Raw genomic sequence first — 15550 nt, 5'->3', positions numbered from 1 at the left:
ACCACGCTGTATCGAAATGGGGCGAAATGGACATAGTTGATCCCGCCCGCAGGTCGCGCATGATGGCGACCATACGGGGGAAGGACACGAAGCCCGAAATGCTGGTGCGCAGGTTTCTGCATGCCCACGGATTCCGATTCCGGCTTCATCGCACGGACCTTCCCGGAAAGCCGGACATTGTACTGCCTCGGCTGAGGACCTGTATATTTGTACACGGCTGCTTCTGGCACCGGCATGCGGGGTGTCGATACGCAGTCCTTCCGAAGACCCGCCCCGAGTTCTGGGCGGCCAAGCTCGAAGGCAACGCGGCGAGGGACCGACACGCCGTTGCGGCGCTGCGCGGGGCCGGCTGGAGGGTAATCGTCGTTTGGGAGTGCGACCTGCGGAAACCCGAGACCGCGCTGCCCGAACTGCTGCAGGCGCTGAAGGCCGCATCCCCGAACGAATGACGCATGTTCATTCCGGCACATGTCATGAGGGCGCTCCGTCCAGTGCGTCGAGCACATCGCTGGTCCATGGGTGACACTCCCATCCGCCGGCGGAGCCCCTTTTTACGTAGTGACCGAGACTGCCGGCTAGAAGACGGTTGATTTCCGCGAGCGGGTGGCCAAGCACCTGCTGTGCATGGGACGCATGGTCCCCGGGGTTGTCCGAAAAGTACCTCAGCAGATCCAGCGCCACCGGGCCGAGCCTCGCGGTTCTCTCCAGGAGTCTTCTTTCGCTTTCCGATCCGCTCTCGGCCGCCGGGGTGTCGGACGGTTCCTGCGGCCATGACGCGTCGCCCGTATCGTCGAAGCCCGGTATGGCCTCTCCCGACTCGAGCGCGATGTGGCGGCCGATGTCCGCCTGCATCTGCTGCGCAGCCCGTCTGAGTGCCGTGTCGTCAACCTCCGGTTTCACCGGGTCCTCGGCCGCCGCCCATAGCCAGTCGGAATCCTCCGGCGGAGCTTCCGCAGCCGCGTCCGGGATGGAAGCTGCCGAAGGGACCGCAGGCTTCTCGGGCCTGCCGGTACGCTCCATGAAAAGCAGCTGAAGCTGGAGAAGCCTGCGCAGGCGCGTCGAGTCGTGCTTCTCGCTTAGAAAGTCGACCAGCAGCTCCCGCGCCTGCCGTTCGAGGCGCAACGATGCCAGGGAGCAGATTGCCTGCACGACGCCCCGGGGCAGGGATGCCCTGAAGCGCGTTTCCAGCAGAGCGTTGCAGTGTTCGATCCGCTCGGGAAGCGGCTGCGGCAGAAGACGCTCCACAAGCTGCGCCCATTCGTGCCGGTGCGCATCATGCCCGGAATGACCCTCGTCCAAATCGATGCAGCCGTCCACGACCGGCCACAGGCGCTCCCGATAGGAAACGACCGGACTACCCGATTCCATTCGTACGGAGCTGGCAATGCGATCGATCACCCTGCCCCGCGACATCACCTTGACCGTCAATCCCATTGCCCTGCCACTTCTAATACCCGGACCAACACTTTCAAGAATGGCATTTTGACATATCCCAGCACAGGCGACGCGCGCTCCGGCCTTTCATGGCCGACACGCCGATAAACGGAGGCCGCAGGGCCTATCTGGCAACCGCCTCGGTACGAAATGCCGATGCCCTACCGGCGAGACGCTCCGCATGTGCTCGCCAGGGTGCCGGGTCGCCCGCACGAGAATACCCGAACCGGATAGGCTTGCGCTCAACCTCCTCGGGACTGGTCCTGAGGCACTGCCTTGAATAGCGAGGCAGGCGATGGAGCTCCGACCTGAGGAGGCTGCCCGGACAGAGCAGCAGAACATTGCCGAAGCCGAATAGCTGGTATGCCAACACCTCGACCCGACCGTCCCGAGCAAGTCGCGTATGCCAGAGGAGACTGTCGAGGTCATCCAGTTCGATTCGCTGCGGGAGAACGAAACGGGCCGTGAACGTCTGCCGCAGTTCAAGCTTGCCCGCCGCTGCATGCGAAACGCTCGACGCCGCGCCGCGCGCGACCAGGAGAAATGCAAGAAACAGAAGCACCGTTACCGTAAAGCCGATGACAAGCCGCCTATACAGGCTGCCGCGCACGGTAAAGAAAACGAAGGCCGGCGCAAGACTCAGGACCTGGGTGAAGAAGCTCAGCGTTGCCACAAAGCGAACCGCGTCGTTTGTATCCTCTCCGATGTAGGACGCAAGTATCAGAGAAATGGAAAAGGTCGCAGCCAGGACGGTACAGACCAGCAGCATTGCCACACAGGATAGAAAGCCGAGTTTTGCCCAGCTCCATTTCCGGCCCGCAGCCAGAGCCACGAGCAGTCTGAAGCGCGGCGACAGGGCATACGTGGCGACAAGACCCAGCACAGTAGCCGCGATGACAAACGCGACGGATCCCGACGCGCCCAGCCAGCCCGGGCAAAAGAAAACAAGCACCACGAATGCCAGCGAGCCGGCAACTACCGGAAGCAGCAGTCTCTGGGCCGCCTGACCGAGATGTCGGCGGCGCTTGCCAAGAATCGAAACGCACAAACCGTACAGCCAGCCGGTACTGGTCAGAATGAACAGATAGCCAGCCATGATCGGCAGCACGATGAACAGCCACGCAGCGAGCGAAGCCCCGGATTCGAGCGCCGGCAAAAACAGGTCCGGACGACCTATGACCTGCGTGTAGAGGTAGAGGTTGAGTCCGCTGAGCGTCGTGGCGGCGAAGGCCAGGGTGACGGTGACCGGCGTCCAGTGACGGAGGACGCGCCTCAGGAACTGCTTGAAGACCGCGGAGAAAGAGGGGTTGGTCAAGGACGACATGGACGGGATTCGGCCTCCTTCATGGCTACTGCGGTTTAACGGAGCGCGCCGAACCGGTCATTCGGCTGGAGCATTCGACTCGCGCAGATCGCTGTGCGGACCAGGCGATGACACGGGTTTTGCGGAAATGCCAAGGGGGACAGGCGCAGGGTGTCGATCACCCGGAGCTCGTGCAGGGCAAGCGTTGGCGCGTGCGGTCCGAGGATCGGCAGGTCATGGTCGATGACGTTGTGGCCGAGCACGAAGCTTGCGCCCTGCCCCAGGCTGTTCAGTGCATCGAGGACGCTGGGGTGGTCCTTGTCGACCTTGCGTTCGAGCTCCTCGCCCGTGTCGGGGCGCAGGGCGCCGACCATGAAGGTGCGATTGAGTTGTTCGGCTTTGCCGGGGGCGACTTCCAGATCGAAGATCAGGCTTTTGGGTTGAGACGGTGAAGCCATCCGGACGGCGATCCTTGCAACAGACTACGGGGCTACCTGCACTGTAGCGGCAAATGCCCGGTGTAGGTAGGTGCGTGAGGTCGCGGTGGGGGGTGGTTGCGGGTTTCAGACCGGTGTGAGGGATGGGCAACGGCAGGAGCAAAAGAGCAAAAGATGGGGCGTCACCGGCTGGGCCGGGTCGCGCTGGCGTGCTTCTCATCGAGCCGGACGGAGCCGTCTCGACCCACGGGCGCACATCGCTGAAGCGGGGGCGGTGGGGATGGCGGGTTTCGGCCAAAAGCAGTCCATCGTTAACTGATGTCGTTGGCTGACTCATCCGCCTCGCGCATTGCTACCTCATGAGGAGGTTTGCCCAAGGAGAGAGCCCCTTATTTATTTCCATACCCAGTGATAAAGATCCCTTCCGGAGCTGCTTGCCCCAGAAGAATCTTCTCCCTGCTTTTGCCCTGTTCCTTGATTGCCTCACTTCTAACACTTCTTAAAAGAGGCGCGTAGGGCGCCCACCTAGTACCCTGTATCGATTCGGTGGTTATCCGTGCATCTATGCAGGTTTTGGCAATGATGAGACAACCCCAGAACTCCTCGGGAGATTGTGCAGCGCACATATCTCTCACCCACTTGCGTCCCCATTGAGCTGCTTCGTGTGCTGCCTTTGCTTTTTTTGCCGCCTCGCCGGTAATGCCGCTGTCACCCATATGGCTCTCGATGATGCCAAGTAGCTGCTCAGATTGTAGAGAGTACCCAGCAACACCTATCGCGTATGCCTGATCGAGCGTCGATGCGCTACGCGATTGTTGTTCAACAAAAGACCTAATGAAATCCACAGAACCAAACCGCTCAGCTGCGAGCACCTCTTGGGCCAGAATCTCATCGTTGCCACATTGAAGAAGACGATCACGCCATAGCAACTCCATTTTTTGTGACGCCGCACTTGACCAGATCGCTTCATGCTCAAGTGTCAAACCATCTCCACGGTCATGGGTCACAATGCCCTGAATGGCTAACGTTCGCTGGAAAAGAGCGGTAGCCCTTTCGGAGGAGATCGTCGAGGCTATGTTAGCAACGATGAACGCGACGCTTCTTAGCCACGCAAGCTCAGTGGCGCTCGCACACTCAAGGATTTCGAGCATTTGAGGCAAGATCGTCGGATCCAATCGGACAAGCAACTTTATGTCGCTAATGGTCACGTTCTGGATAATGAGTTGAGCATCCGTACTTTTCAGCTTCTCCAAAAAAACATCGGCGATAGCACGAAGTCGAGCTCGGTTCTCTTCGAAACCCTCGCCCCCTAGCATCCCTGGGAGCTCTTTATGACGTGGAAAACGACCGTCGAGACGCTCTGTTTCATCGATAGAAAGTAAAGGGAACAAACCAGAATCAACCGAGACAGTGAAGTCAACAGCAAGAGGCTCAAGGCTCTGGGCTGCCCTCACTGCTCCTCGTAGACGACTTAAGAAAGAGTCAGCCAGAGGCTTGATCATCTCATCACCAACCCGCTCGGCAGCAATGAACCATGTCTCCGGACTTATGCGTTTCAGCAGCGCATGAATAGACAACTCCTTTCTGGAGGTAGCCTCCGCAAGTAGGACAGAGCCGAACCAACTTTCATATGTCGTAATATCTGCCTCAAGTGCGGACCAACTACTTCGAGCGTGGAAATCCCTCAACATCTTGAGGTTGCACTCAATTGAAACTTCAAACGAAAGAGCCCGGATTACTGAGGACTCTGATCTCTCGCAGCGGAGTAAAAGAGATTCCAGTTCTGGTGTGACTGGCGTATTGCCGTGGCGTGCTGCAGCCAGAGCACCGTAAGTAGCGGCATCGTCATGTGCATCCAATGCCGCTTGCAATACATCGTAAATTGCCTCAGTTGGCTGCGGCTTTAAGCTGGGAATAACCTTGAGAAGGTAGTCTGTCCCAAATGCAGGGTCAGTCATGCAAGCGAGCTGCTCTGATGACGTGAGCTGGGGAGCGGCATAACAGAAGAGGCACATGCGCAGGAAATTTCGTTCCCGCTCTGCAAGGTCTTCAACAATGTCAGCGCTGCTATCAGTCACCCGTGACACTACCCGAAGCGCTAAGTCGCGGGTCATCAACGGGGAATATTTGGTGCCATTGAGGATCAATTGGCGCAGCGGAAATGCAGTCCTAGTAAGAAGCCCAGATAGAATTTCGCGTGCCTTTTCGGTGGCAATTCTTGGCTCAAAACGACATATCACAGGGAGCAACTCTCGCAGATCGTAGTCTTCCGAAACTTGCCCCATCGACTGCATCATTTTTTCTGGGCTAATAGCGCGGAAAAGCTCTAACCCCGAGTTCATATCAGCTGGTTTGGTAGCATCAGGATCAGCTACGCGCAGTTGACGCCACCCTTCATTCGCTGGCCACACCCAGTGGGGTCTATGCTTGCGTAGCTTTTCTGCAATTGTGCCAGCCTCTATAGCTGCCGCTTCATCTCCTGTTGCGTACAGCATGCGTACAAGCGTCCACTGACCAGACCTAGATGTTGCTGGCGCGCGAAGCGGCTCAATCGAATTGAGGTACGCTGCCTTAGCGGCGTCTCGATCTACTCTGTTAAAGGTCGTCAGCTGTTGGAAAGCCTTTCGGGCAGATGAAGTATCTCTATCAAGAGCGAAGCCCAGGCCTAACGCAACAAAACTATTTGAAAATCCAGCAAGTGGGCGGCCAGCAAGAAGATGAATCGCTAGAGTGAAAAGATCATCCGTATCACCAGCGACCTCGGTCATCTTCTTTAACAGGTCTCTTTCGAAAGATGACAAGCAAGATAGAACATCTTGAATATCTCTCTGTGCCGTTTGGAGACGTTCCAAATCCTTCTCGTCATTTTGCCTAGGGTAACGGTTCGTCTGTTCGACAGCATCCTTGTTATAGCAATGCATCCAGCGGTGAATGAATAGCTCCGTTACTGGCCAGCCGTCATCTGAGCTGGCAATCTCAAATGCGGCATGAGTAAACCAGTCTTGGTTGAGGCGCCGCCCTCGCTCGAGGGTAATCACGCCCAGTGTTTTGAAGAACTCCGCTGGCTGGTTCTTGGAAATTTCGACAAACTCCTCGAAGCGTTGATCGCTCACGTTCTGGAGATGGGAAAATGCGTCGAGGAGTACGGAGAATATGGCTTCATCGAAACGAATCGGATCTAGGGCGCAAACCATCAGTGCAGCGAACATGACATCCACGGTTCGATCCATCGCATGTATTGGATCAATTAGGTGAGTCATACGCTCACTAAGGGCTAAGCCAGAGCCCTGTACCTTCCATAGCTGATCAATCAATGTGTAACCGAGAGCGAGAGTCAACCCTTCCATGCGGAGCTCGTATGTGTCACCTGGACCTGGAAGACTTCTAAAGAACCGTGTTTCGATTACCGCAGTCGAGTCCACCTCAAATCTAAGCGGTGGCTCGCTTGGTGATGCTCTGACTCGCTCCAGTACTTCCTTGGCATGGTTACTGAGGCGCTTGGTTAGCTCAGATAGCGTCTCTGATTCGAAGTTTTCTCGCTGCGAAGCCCGAAGGTGCTCCATGAGAATCCTGTCGGGAGTGAGACCTTTCCATGCAGTAGAACTATGATGAGGCAGGGTGGCTACCGCTACCCCAAGTAGGCGGGGGTTGAGAAGAGTTTCTAACGTAGCCTCATCAAGCCAATCAAGGCTGATGCCGTAATGGCCTAGCAATTGGTCGCGCTCATCCGGCGACCACACCGGTACATTAATTAACTTAGGTCGGAAGGCCAATCCGGGAGCAACGATCTTATGCCAAAACTGGGGCCGTACAGAGACGATTAAGCGTCCACCAATAGCCTGTAGCCGCTCCTGTAAACTGTTGAGAATTCTATCCCATCGCAATCTGTCTCGTTGGTTTATGCCATCGACGATGACAAGCACAGGAGATGAGGGGGGCTGGCTCTTCCAAGCAACAAGCCGGTGACCCCATCTACGGCGGACTGCCTCATCAGACATATCGCCGGTCTGTTGAATCAAGAGTTCAATGAGACTCTTATCGAGCTCATTGGGCGCAATGCCCTCAAACTGCTCCGCGCTCGCAAAGATAGCTAGCCCCTCATGGTCACAGCAAATTTGCGCAGCGAGCCACGATTTACCATGCCCCTCTCCCCCAGAAAGAATGACGCTCTGGCCGCATTGCAAATACTCTTTCACTTGATTCCGCTGGGTTGCACGCAATGGCAGAAGCGTTGGTTGGGCGGTCACTGCAAGTGCCTGCCCCAAACGCTCCCTAGCAGTGTGCCCGGAGCTGAAAGAGCTTCTTCTCCACTCCTTGTTCGCCTCAGTTGAGCGCGCAGTAGCCAGGGTCGAAACGTTCAAGTCCGACCGGAGTCTCTGCAGCAGACAGCCAAACTCAGGGTGCTCCGATATTTCTTTGATCGATTTAGCGAGCTCGTGACGGTCAGGTTGGGGAACGCAATGTGTTACCAGAAAATCTATCGCAGAATCACCAGCGGCAGCGGTAGCGACAGCCAAAAGTGGCAGGGGCTCAGCAGTCCAATCGAGTATCAGGGTTGAGATCGCGTTTTGATCGCCGACCTCTTCCACTGCGGTCGCCAGTTGAGCGCCAATCTCAACTGTTGCACCAAGAATCCAAAGTCGATCAGGGGCACCGCTTTTTCGAGCAAGATCTACGATCTTTGTCAGTACTTCATTGCGGTGAATCGCCCCAGAGTATCGCTTGGCCTCGAAACTCACGGCGTCGCCTCGCAACGCCGAATCACCATCCATGCCACCCTGCAAGCCACTTACAGCTAGCCGAAAAGGAATGCCCGTCAAGCGAGTAAGAACAACCCTAAGGAATCCCTCAAAACCATCGGCACCTGCTGCTTTCAGAGCCAAAAGGGTGTTCTTGAGATCTGTTAGCGAGTCACTCATTACGTCCTCGGACATTACTAGTTCTGTCAGCTCAAAACGCTTGGTTATTTGGAACGAGGCATTGGCTCAACAAGTTACTAGCGGCCGAGTAGAGCATCCGTCCAAGCCAAGCCATCTTCTAGGTCGGGATGACGCGGTTCATCGTCTGGGCGGACGGTTTCACGCCGTTTGCATTCCAGGGAGGCAAGTAGCCGTCTGCAGCAATCAGCGATATGCCCGGTACCTTTTGCACGAACGTAAAGTTCCGCCCTTAGCTCGTTGCTTGCTGTCTGTATGACTTCGTACTGTACGTTGCTTATCGGCTCTTTGACGGTGAATGTGCCCCCCAACATCCTGTAGGCCGGCATGTCCGGGTGAACGGCCCGCCCAGCATCAAGGGCCTCCAGTAGGTAGAGCTGACGAGCAGCTTCGCCTCCCTTGGTGTGTGTGAGAACTGCGCCGGCTAGTGCATCAGCAAGAGTCGATTGGGGCTTCCGGCATGCGTCTAAGAAGGACTCAACCTGACTGCTTTCCTCGCCTAGAACAGTTGCGATGCTTGGGGCAAGGTGTTCCAGAGTCCAAGCACTCCTACACCACGAGAACAATCTCCCGTCGGCTATGAGCGCAAGAAACTCGGTGAGACATCTTGGCGCCAGGGAGGAAACCAGAGCGCGTGTGAGTTCCTCACTCTCATCCAGTTCACGGCCCAGTTCCAAGAGCACGGGCCATGCGACCTCTGAGTGCGTGACACCCAAACGACGTATGATTTCCGTGTGGTGCGAAAATCGGCGCCATAGCTGAAGGTACTGTCCCACCGGTTTGTTCAATAACGAGGGTGGCACCGCGATAAGCAGCAGCTCTGTTAGTTCCGACATTGCATAGCTCGATTGATCGTCGAGCCATTTACCATCAGCTGTTTGCTCGTACAGGGCTTCGAGTTGCTCCACAACGGCCGTATCCGAGATGTATAAGCCTTGGCGCACGAGGCCTCGCAGCGCCCCAACCGTACCGTGGAGATTCATCAGGGCACCTGTCAGGGCGCGATGCACTGGCTGGATAACTCTGGCACTGGGAATTCTCGCCACAACGCCGGCGAGGTGCCCAACACGAGACTCCGCTTCACGTATGTTCCACTTCTCGTCAGTGGAACTCTTCTGTTGGTAGAGCGTCACAAGTTCGCTCAGCTTCTGCCCAAGGATTCTGGCCGCCTCATCTGTCCATTGCTGAAAGGCATCGTCAGGCTGCCGATGCACGCGCCCCATCCTCCTGCGCTGCTCCCCTTCCTGAATATCGGCACTAACACTGCTGAACGTTCGCTCCTTCTTGCTGGCCCAAGGCGAGCTAGCGATGCGAGCAATCACCTCTGGAATGAATTCCATCGCACTAGGGTGGGCCATAAGTTCTAGCAAGCTTGGCAGGGCATCATGCCCCCACTTCACTATGCTCAATGTCAGATAGTTCCCCATGCCGGGGTTATAGGGCCGCGGTTGTGAAGGCATTTCAGCCCACTCAGCGACTTTTTCCCTAAAAGTACTCCAAGCATCTAGATGGCGGCGACAGGCCTCCAACAAAAGAGGCCCGAACTCCGCTGGTGCAACATGACTTGCGATGCAAGAGAGGAGTATCCAAACCCTGTCCTGTGGAACCTCCGCGATCTCTTCTTTCTGAGAGAACTGAGCTACCAGCTGCCGGACTTCATCAACTGTTGGCAGCCATTGATTGGCTGCACTGGGGCTTCCCTCGTCGCGCCCAATACGTCGCCACACTAGCTCAACCAACTGAGCAGCCTCATTGTAGGAGGATGCCTGTGCCCGCTTCATTACGACATTCAGCAGGTCGCTCCCAGGTGCGTGCGCAAGCAGTTGCCTCAGCTGCCTGTTCCTTTCGTGGTCTAAGTCGCTCAGAGTCTTACGATCAATTTCAGAGTACTGCAACAACGAGGCGACGCTGCGTTCGGTTTGGTCACGACTGGCAAGAGGTCCCAGCACCTCGCTACTCAGGCTCTTGAAGTTTTGCCCCTGCAGAACGAGCCATGCTCGCTCGAAGATATTGGTCTTTACGTCGATTGGGGCTTGGTGCAGAAATTCACCCACCCATTCAGTCACGACTCGCGGTTGCAAGGCGAGCTCCAACGCAAGATCCAGCAAGCGTTCGGGGGCATTGAACCGTGCTATGTCAACCAAAGGATGATCGTCTCCGTAGCGTTTACGACTACGTAAGTGCTCGAAGATCACATTTAGTGCACTGGGCCCAACCTCGCGGGGGAAGGCCAGTGCGAGCTTCAGCCGTGCGCTGTCGGCTATATCGTTGCCTGAGATGGCCTGTAGACGCTCTCGTACCGCGTCGCTGGCGTACCCCTCTTCTAAAGCGTACTGGACGTAGCTCAGAACGTTCTGTTCGGTCTGGACCTGAATTGGAGCATCCAGCCATGCCTGAAAGGGCGCATCCGAAGCAGGAAAATGACAGAACAAAGCGGAAATCGCTGCTGCTCGGACAGCCGGGTCGAGCTCACTTTGAGCCAGCTCCACAAGGAACTCGTAGTTCTCTACGTTTTCCGCAATCTCATGCACAAACTCGACTCGGCGGTCTGACGGCCATGAGGCAACTCGCAGGTTAGCCCCGGCTCCGAGCTGTACTAGAGATATGGCGGAACCATTCAATCGATACGTATACAAGCGAGTCTGTTGGTCTTCGCTCTCAAGGAGTGGCCACAGCTTTTCAGCAAAAGCCGGGAAACCGGACGCAATCTGATAGGCGATTCCAAGATCACGAACTTCGTCCAAGGGTGAAGAGGCCAGTTCATTGACGCGAATCACTAGCTGACTATGAAGCTCAGAGTCGTCTGCATCGCTAAAGTCGCAGATTCCTGCTAAGTCACAAGCCCGCCCCAAGTCCATCGCTGCGGCAGCCTTAACTATCCGAACTCGAGCGGCAGCCGAGTCACCTCCACCTTTTAGCTTGCCTGCGACAAGTGCGAGAGACTCGTCCCAGGCCGGCTGATTGATCGCTTTGTGCAGAATTGCAGATGAGGCACCATCATCAGTGCATATCCTTAGCAGCCGTGTAGCCGCGAAGTACTCTTGGAAGCGCTGGTGGGCGAAACGAACCACACCATCGTCAAAGTGCAATAAATGATGACTGGCCAGCAGATCCAAGATCGCAGTTGGTTGTGGGAGTGACCCAATTAACCCGCGCGCGGCCAATTGTTCAGCAGCATAGTGAATAGCCTGAAGCGCATCATTTCTAGAGCAGCTGGTAGTAAGTCGCTGCGTGAGCCGGCAAGCAAGCTCTTCAAGATACTCTCGTTGATGGCCATCTAGAGGTGCGTTAGATAGTGCTAGAGTGCGCAGGTCATCTTCCTCGAAAGCCTGTACGGTGGCGCCGAGGAGATCAAACACACTTGAATGCGACGTGGTACCTTTCTTGGCTTGTGCAATGAGGCCTTGAAGTATGAGCGGGCTCCTAGCCGCATGGCGCAGGTACGTGTTCTTGCTAAGAAGATCCAGTAGTGGTGCCGATCCGTCCTCGCCAAGCTCAGCGCGGATCACCGCCGACTGCCCATCCCATGTGATGCCTTGAACCTCGACCCGCCTCGCGTTTGGTAGCCTAGGCGCATCACTTGAGCTTCGAGACACGACCACAACGCCGAGCGCCTCGGCAGCAGCTGACAACTGGTTCAGATCTTCCAGGCACACCAACTTCAATGAAACAGGTAGCTCGTTCCAGCCGTTGAGCATGACGACTAAGCGACCAGCCTCGGCTAGCTTGGTTAGCTCATCAACAGTCACCTTATTTGATGTTGCTGAAGGGCGGCCAGCGAGGTACTCAAGAAGGCTCATATTACTTCGCGCCCATAGCGTTGCGTCTACGAATAGAGGTATACGGCCACCCGTGTTGAAACAAGACGAACACAGTTCTAGCAGGAACGTAGTCTTGCCTATACCCCCCTCACCGAACAGAACCAGGCTGACTCCGGTCTCGATGACTGACGCAAGCTCAGAGGTACTAATTGGCCGTGGACTCGGGTCCTGCTCATCCTTTTTCTCATGAGCCTCTAAAGTGAGTGGGGCAATGAACTTAGGCATTTTCCAACTGCGCTTGCCTGCCTCCAGCAATTTTGTGGCCATGGTTCGTACACGATGCAAATCGGCATGACTTGGGAATTGAGGCTGCTCAGGATGAAGCAGCAGTTGCAGCTGTGCAGCTGACCGCAACGCAATCGCAGACTGTAATGCCTGCTTGCCCTTTTCTGTGGCTTGGAGTTGCCCCAAGACATACGAAACGACTTGTGCTACGGAGTTGTCGGCTAGCGACCCTGTATTCCGAGCGAAAATCTCGTAACTTGCAGCGAGCTCTCGCTCAGCCCGTTCTGAAAACTCCGAATTACCACCTGCCCTCGCTATCAGCGCTTCGACAAATAGCTCGACGTTTTCGCCTTGCTGCAACCAGTTTCGGAACGCGTAAGGCTGAAGCCCTAAAAATGACTTGCCACTGTCTGCAAATGCTTTCAGCTCTTCCCCTATGAGGTGATGAAGGCTGGCTTGGCTGGCTAAGTCTTCGCCTCGCATGGCTTTTCTACTTGCCTTCATCCGAGCCAGCTTTTCGGCCACATATTTCAAGGCTATCTTCGAGCCCCACGCAGCAGGGGCCTTGAGTATCGCGAGCAAGTAGTTCAAAGGCATCCCTATCTCTCACGCATGGTTCGTGATTTGAGCTGTTTTGATCGTACTCAATGATGCGGGCTTGGCCTAAGTAAAAACAGCAGCAAACGGCTTTATTGATCGTCGATTTGGAGAGTGGTCACGGCCGGCATCATGCCTCGAATATCACCTAGTCGAGTGGTGGCTTTCTGGCCGGCTTCTGTAGATATCTACCGGCAGCTATGGGTCGATAGCGCCCTTTCCAGCCGGCACCATGCTTGTACTTCCTCACCGAGGAGGACGAGCCATGAAAGCGACAGCCGCCATTAGCCACGAGCCTTGGAACAAGGGAAAGCTCGTCGGTCAGAAAGCCCCGCTCCGAATCAGGGATATCTGGGCTATCCGCGTCAGACTCCAGCTTGCGGAGAAAACCAGGGACTTGGCTCTTTTTGACTTGGCAATCGATAGCAAGCTGCGCGCCTGCGACCTCACCAGGCTGCGCGTGCGAGACATAGCCCACGGGGAGCACGTCTCACCGAGAGCTATCGTGATGCAGCTAAAAACTCATCGTCCGGTGCAGTTTGAAATCACAGAGCAGACACGCTCAGCGGTGGAAGCTTGGATACGCCATGCCAAGCTTCGAAACGAGAACTTCCTGTTCCCGAGTAGGCTTGCCAACTCCGAGCATATTTCCACCCGACAGTACGCACGGATCGTGAAAGCCTGGGTGACAGCGATTGGTTTGGATCCAGCCTTGTACGGAACCCATACCCTGCGGCGAACTAAGGCGTCGCTGATCTACCGCAGGACAAAGAACCTCAGGGCCGTACAGCTCTTACTGGGCCATACGAAGCTGGAAAGCACTGTCAGGTACCTTGGCATCGAGGTTGACGACGCTCTGGAGATGGCCGAGCAGACAGAGGTTTAGCTGCATGACTTGGCGACGGCCGCGGGGCCGTCGCTATCCGGCCAATAGCGGACGATCTCTAGACTCCCTCTACTGGCTCGCGATATGTGGTTGAGTAGTAAACGCAACTGCTCACGTAGCCACGATGCTCAGGAGTGCTTGCGTAGCGTGCATGTAACAGCGGACTGAGAGTCTCAAAAATGGCCCAGCCTGCACTGGGCCATTGGTATCAGTCTTCTGCTTCTCTTTCGTAATGGGCTTTTAACTCAGCTTCTGCACCCACGCTAAGAGACTCGACTGCAGCTTGGATTTCAGCTTCTGCTACATCGGGGTCACCGGCGACGTCTCCGATCTCAGACATCACTACGGTCAACTGCACCCCGATGCCATTTTCAGGGCGAGCAATGATGTCAGATGGGCTGCCAACCGGCTTCACCATATTTACTTCTTTACCACTGGTATCTTTCTCTTTATCTATTTTTATACGCTCCCCACGGAGCGGTACCTTTTTTACGGTCACGGTGGCTGTACCGAGCTCTTGCAGCTTTATGTCTTGCAGCGCATTCGGCACAGCGGCTGTTGCCGTAACCGCAACAGCGATGTTTATATGCCCACTTGCCTGGCCTTTACTGCCGCATTTCTTACTGCATTTCGTCATAGAAATACTGTTCTGAGCGAAAGCGTATACTGGGACTAGTCGCATGGCCCGGCCATAATGCTCGATCTTCATCACCACGACCGCTGCCGGCTGACTCTTGTCCGGTCCAACTTGACCCTTCATTGCTACGTCAGGCCCACGATAAGCTATTATGCACCCGGCTCCCTCCAATGTACTGCTATCAACAAATGCCCTGAATTTTGTAGATTTTGAGGATTTCTCTTTTATCTCCTTGACGTACTTACTCGCGGCAGAGCCACCGGCCTTGATTGACAAATTGACAGCAATTGGCACCCATATTGCCGCCGCAAGTGCGTGAGCACCACCAGTAGTGCAATAGCTTTGTAGATTGGAAGCGCCAGCACCCCACAGCGGGTGCTCATTCTTCGGGTCCTTGATTATTTGAAGAATTCCGACATCAGTTTCCGCCGCTTGTGGCTCTATTTTTTTTGTCATAGCTATCGTAAGGGTTTGACATCCCACCAACGGTATCATCATTATTATTAAAGCTAAAACCCTATACATATCTGCTCTCCCTGCATTGTATTGAAACTCTAAGCGTAGATGCTGTGGCGGCCGTACGCCACCCCTCCCAGATTGTCAGTTGGTGTCTGCGTCTCGATTCCTGAAATAGCCCCACTTCCCTAGAGACCTCCGAGCCTCACAATTGAGGACCACTAGAAGGCACCATAAGCAGCCAGCGTTAGCCCGAGAGGGGCAATATTGACGCGACCAGGCAAGTACTGAGCGAGGCCCTTCCGTAACTGAGGTGGCGACTCAACTGGGTATGTGGCGGGCATCCTTTAATTCTAGATTAAACACCGCGGCAATTATTGCGAAAGGAAATAACTCCTAGAGAAATTATTTCTAATTAATCTAGAAAAATCATTGTGAGTCCGGTGGACGGATATATGCACGTTGCCTAGATTTCAGCTGTGCCTGCTCAATGGTGTAGCAGGTGTGACGATGAGCAAATAAGGAGAGCACATTATGAGCTTGAAACTATCAAGTATTAAATCCGGAAGCATTGATTCTATTCTAACTGCGGCAACGAGCGACCCAGGCTTCGCCGCTGAGTTGAAGGAGGCGGCACGAGCAGCACAACAAGCTGGGGTTGGATCTAAAGAGTGGGACACGCTGATGCAGAAATTCTTTTCTGATCCTAATGATTTAGCGCTGATTAGGCTAGCGCAAACCGGCGACGAAAGAGTTCAACCCGAGTGGACAATTACAACTATAACCACGTTCACCACGTTTACAACTGCGTTTTGAA

General features: G+C 55.3%; 8 protein-coding genes and 1 pseudogene. 3 read left to right on the top strand and 6 right to left on the bottom strand.

The annotated features are described in order from the left end of the window. The first annotated feature begins 26 nt into the window (after nucleotides 1-26). Entirely contained in the window at nucleotides 27-449 is a 423-nt protein-coding gene (locus LLJ08_RS09285; RefSeq protein ID WP_228208776.1) for a very short patch repair endonuclease, read from the top strand. A 22-nt stretch (nucleotides 450-471) separates the two neighbouring features. Here the strand turns inward: LLJ08_RS09285 and LLJ08_RS09280 are convergent, their stop codons facing one another. The 5 genes and pseudogenes from LLJ08_RS09280 to LLJ08_RS09260 form a co-directional block, all read right to left on the bottom strand. Continuing rightward, on the bottom strand, nucleotides 472-1434 hold the full coding sequence (locus LLJ08_RS09280; protein WP_038659461.1) for a hypothetical protein: 963 nt from the start codon (nucleotides 1432-1434) through the stop codon (nucleotides 472-474). A 124-nt stretch (nucleotides 1435-1558) separates the two neighbouring features. Then, nucleotides 1559-2758, bottom strand: a complete 1200-nt coding sequence (locus tag LLJ08_RS09275) for a hypothetical protein (RefSeq protein WP_228208775.1) — start codon at nucleotides 2756-2758, stop codon at nucleotides 1559-1561. A 95-nt stretch (nucleotides 2759-2853) separates the two neighbouring features. Then, nucleotides 2854-3195, bottom strand: a pseudogene (locus LLJ08_RS09270) (hypothetical protein); the annotation flags it as partial. A gap of 368 nt (nucleotides 3196-3563) precedes the next feature. Beyond that, on the bottom strand, nucleotides 3564-8108 hold the full coding sequence (locus LLJ08_RS09265; protein ID WP_228208774.1) for a hypothetical protein: 4545 nt from the start codon (nucleotides 8106-8108) through the stop codon (nucleotides 3564-3566). 62 nt (nucleotides 8109-8170) lie between these two features. Beyond that, nucleotides 8171-12754, bottom strand: coding sequence for an NACHT domain-containing protein (locus tag LLJ08_RS09260; RefSeq protein ID WP_228208773.1), 4584 nt, complete (start codon nucleotides 12752-12754; stop codon nucleotides 8171-8173). A gap of 265 nt (nucleotides 12755-13019) precedes the next feature. Between LLJ08_RS09260 and LLJ08_RS09255 the strand changes: the two genes are divergently transcribed. After that, complete coding sequence (locus tag LLJ08_RS09255; protein ID WP_228208772.1) at nucleotides 13020-13640, top strand: tyrosine-type recombinase/integrase; 621 nt, start codon at nucleotides 13020-13022, stop codon at nucleotides 13638-13640. Nucleotides 13641-13848: 208 nt separating this feature from the next. Here LLJ08_RS09255 and LLJ08_RS09250 read toward each other — a convergent pair whose 3' ends face one another. Continuing rightward, nucleotides 13849-14802 carry a hypothetical protein gene (locus tag LLJ08_RS09250; protein WP_228208771.1) on the bottom strand — a complete coding sequence of 318 codons (954 nt, stop codon included), beginning with the start codon at nucleotides 14800-14802 and terminating at the stop codon, nucleotides 13849-13851. A gap of 465 nt (nucleotides 14803-15267) precedes the next feature. Between LLJ08_RS09250 and LLJ08_RS09245 the strand changes: the two genes are divergently transcribed. Then, entirely contained in the window at nucleotides 15268-15549 is a 282-nt protein-coding gene (locus tag LLJ08_RS09245) for a hypothetical protein (protein ID WP_228208770.1), read from the top strand. Nucleotide 15550 lies beyond the last annotated feature (1 nt).

Origin of the sequence: Stutzerimonas chloritidismutans (assembly GCF_020783375.1) — a bacterium.
Classification (GTDB): domain Bacteria; phylum Pseudomonadota; class Gammaproteobacteria; order Pseudomonadales; family Pseudomonadaceae; genus Stutzerimonas; species Stutzerimonas kunmingensis.
The sequence above is the reverse complement of the archived record's forward strand: the minus strand, read 5'-3'. Positions and strand labels throughout refer to the sequence as shown.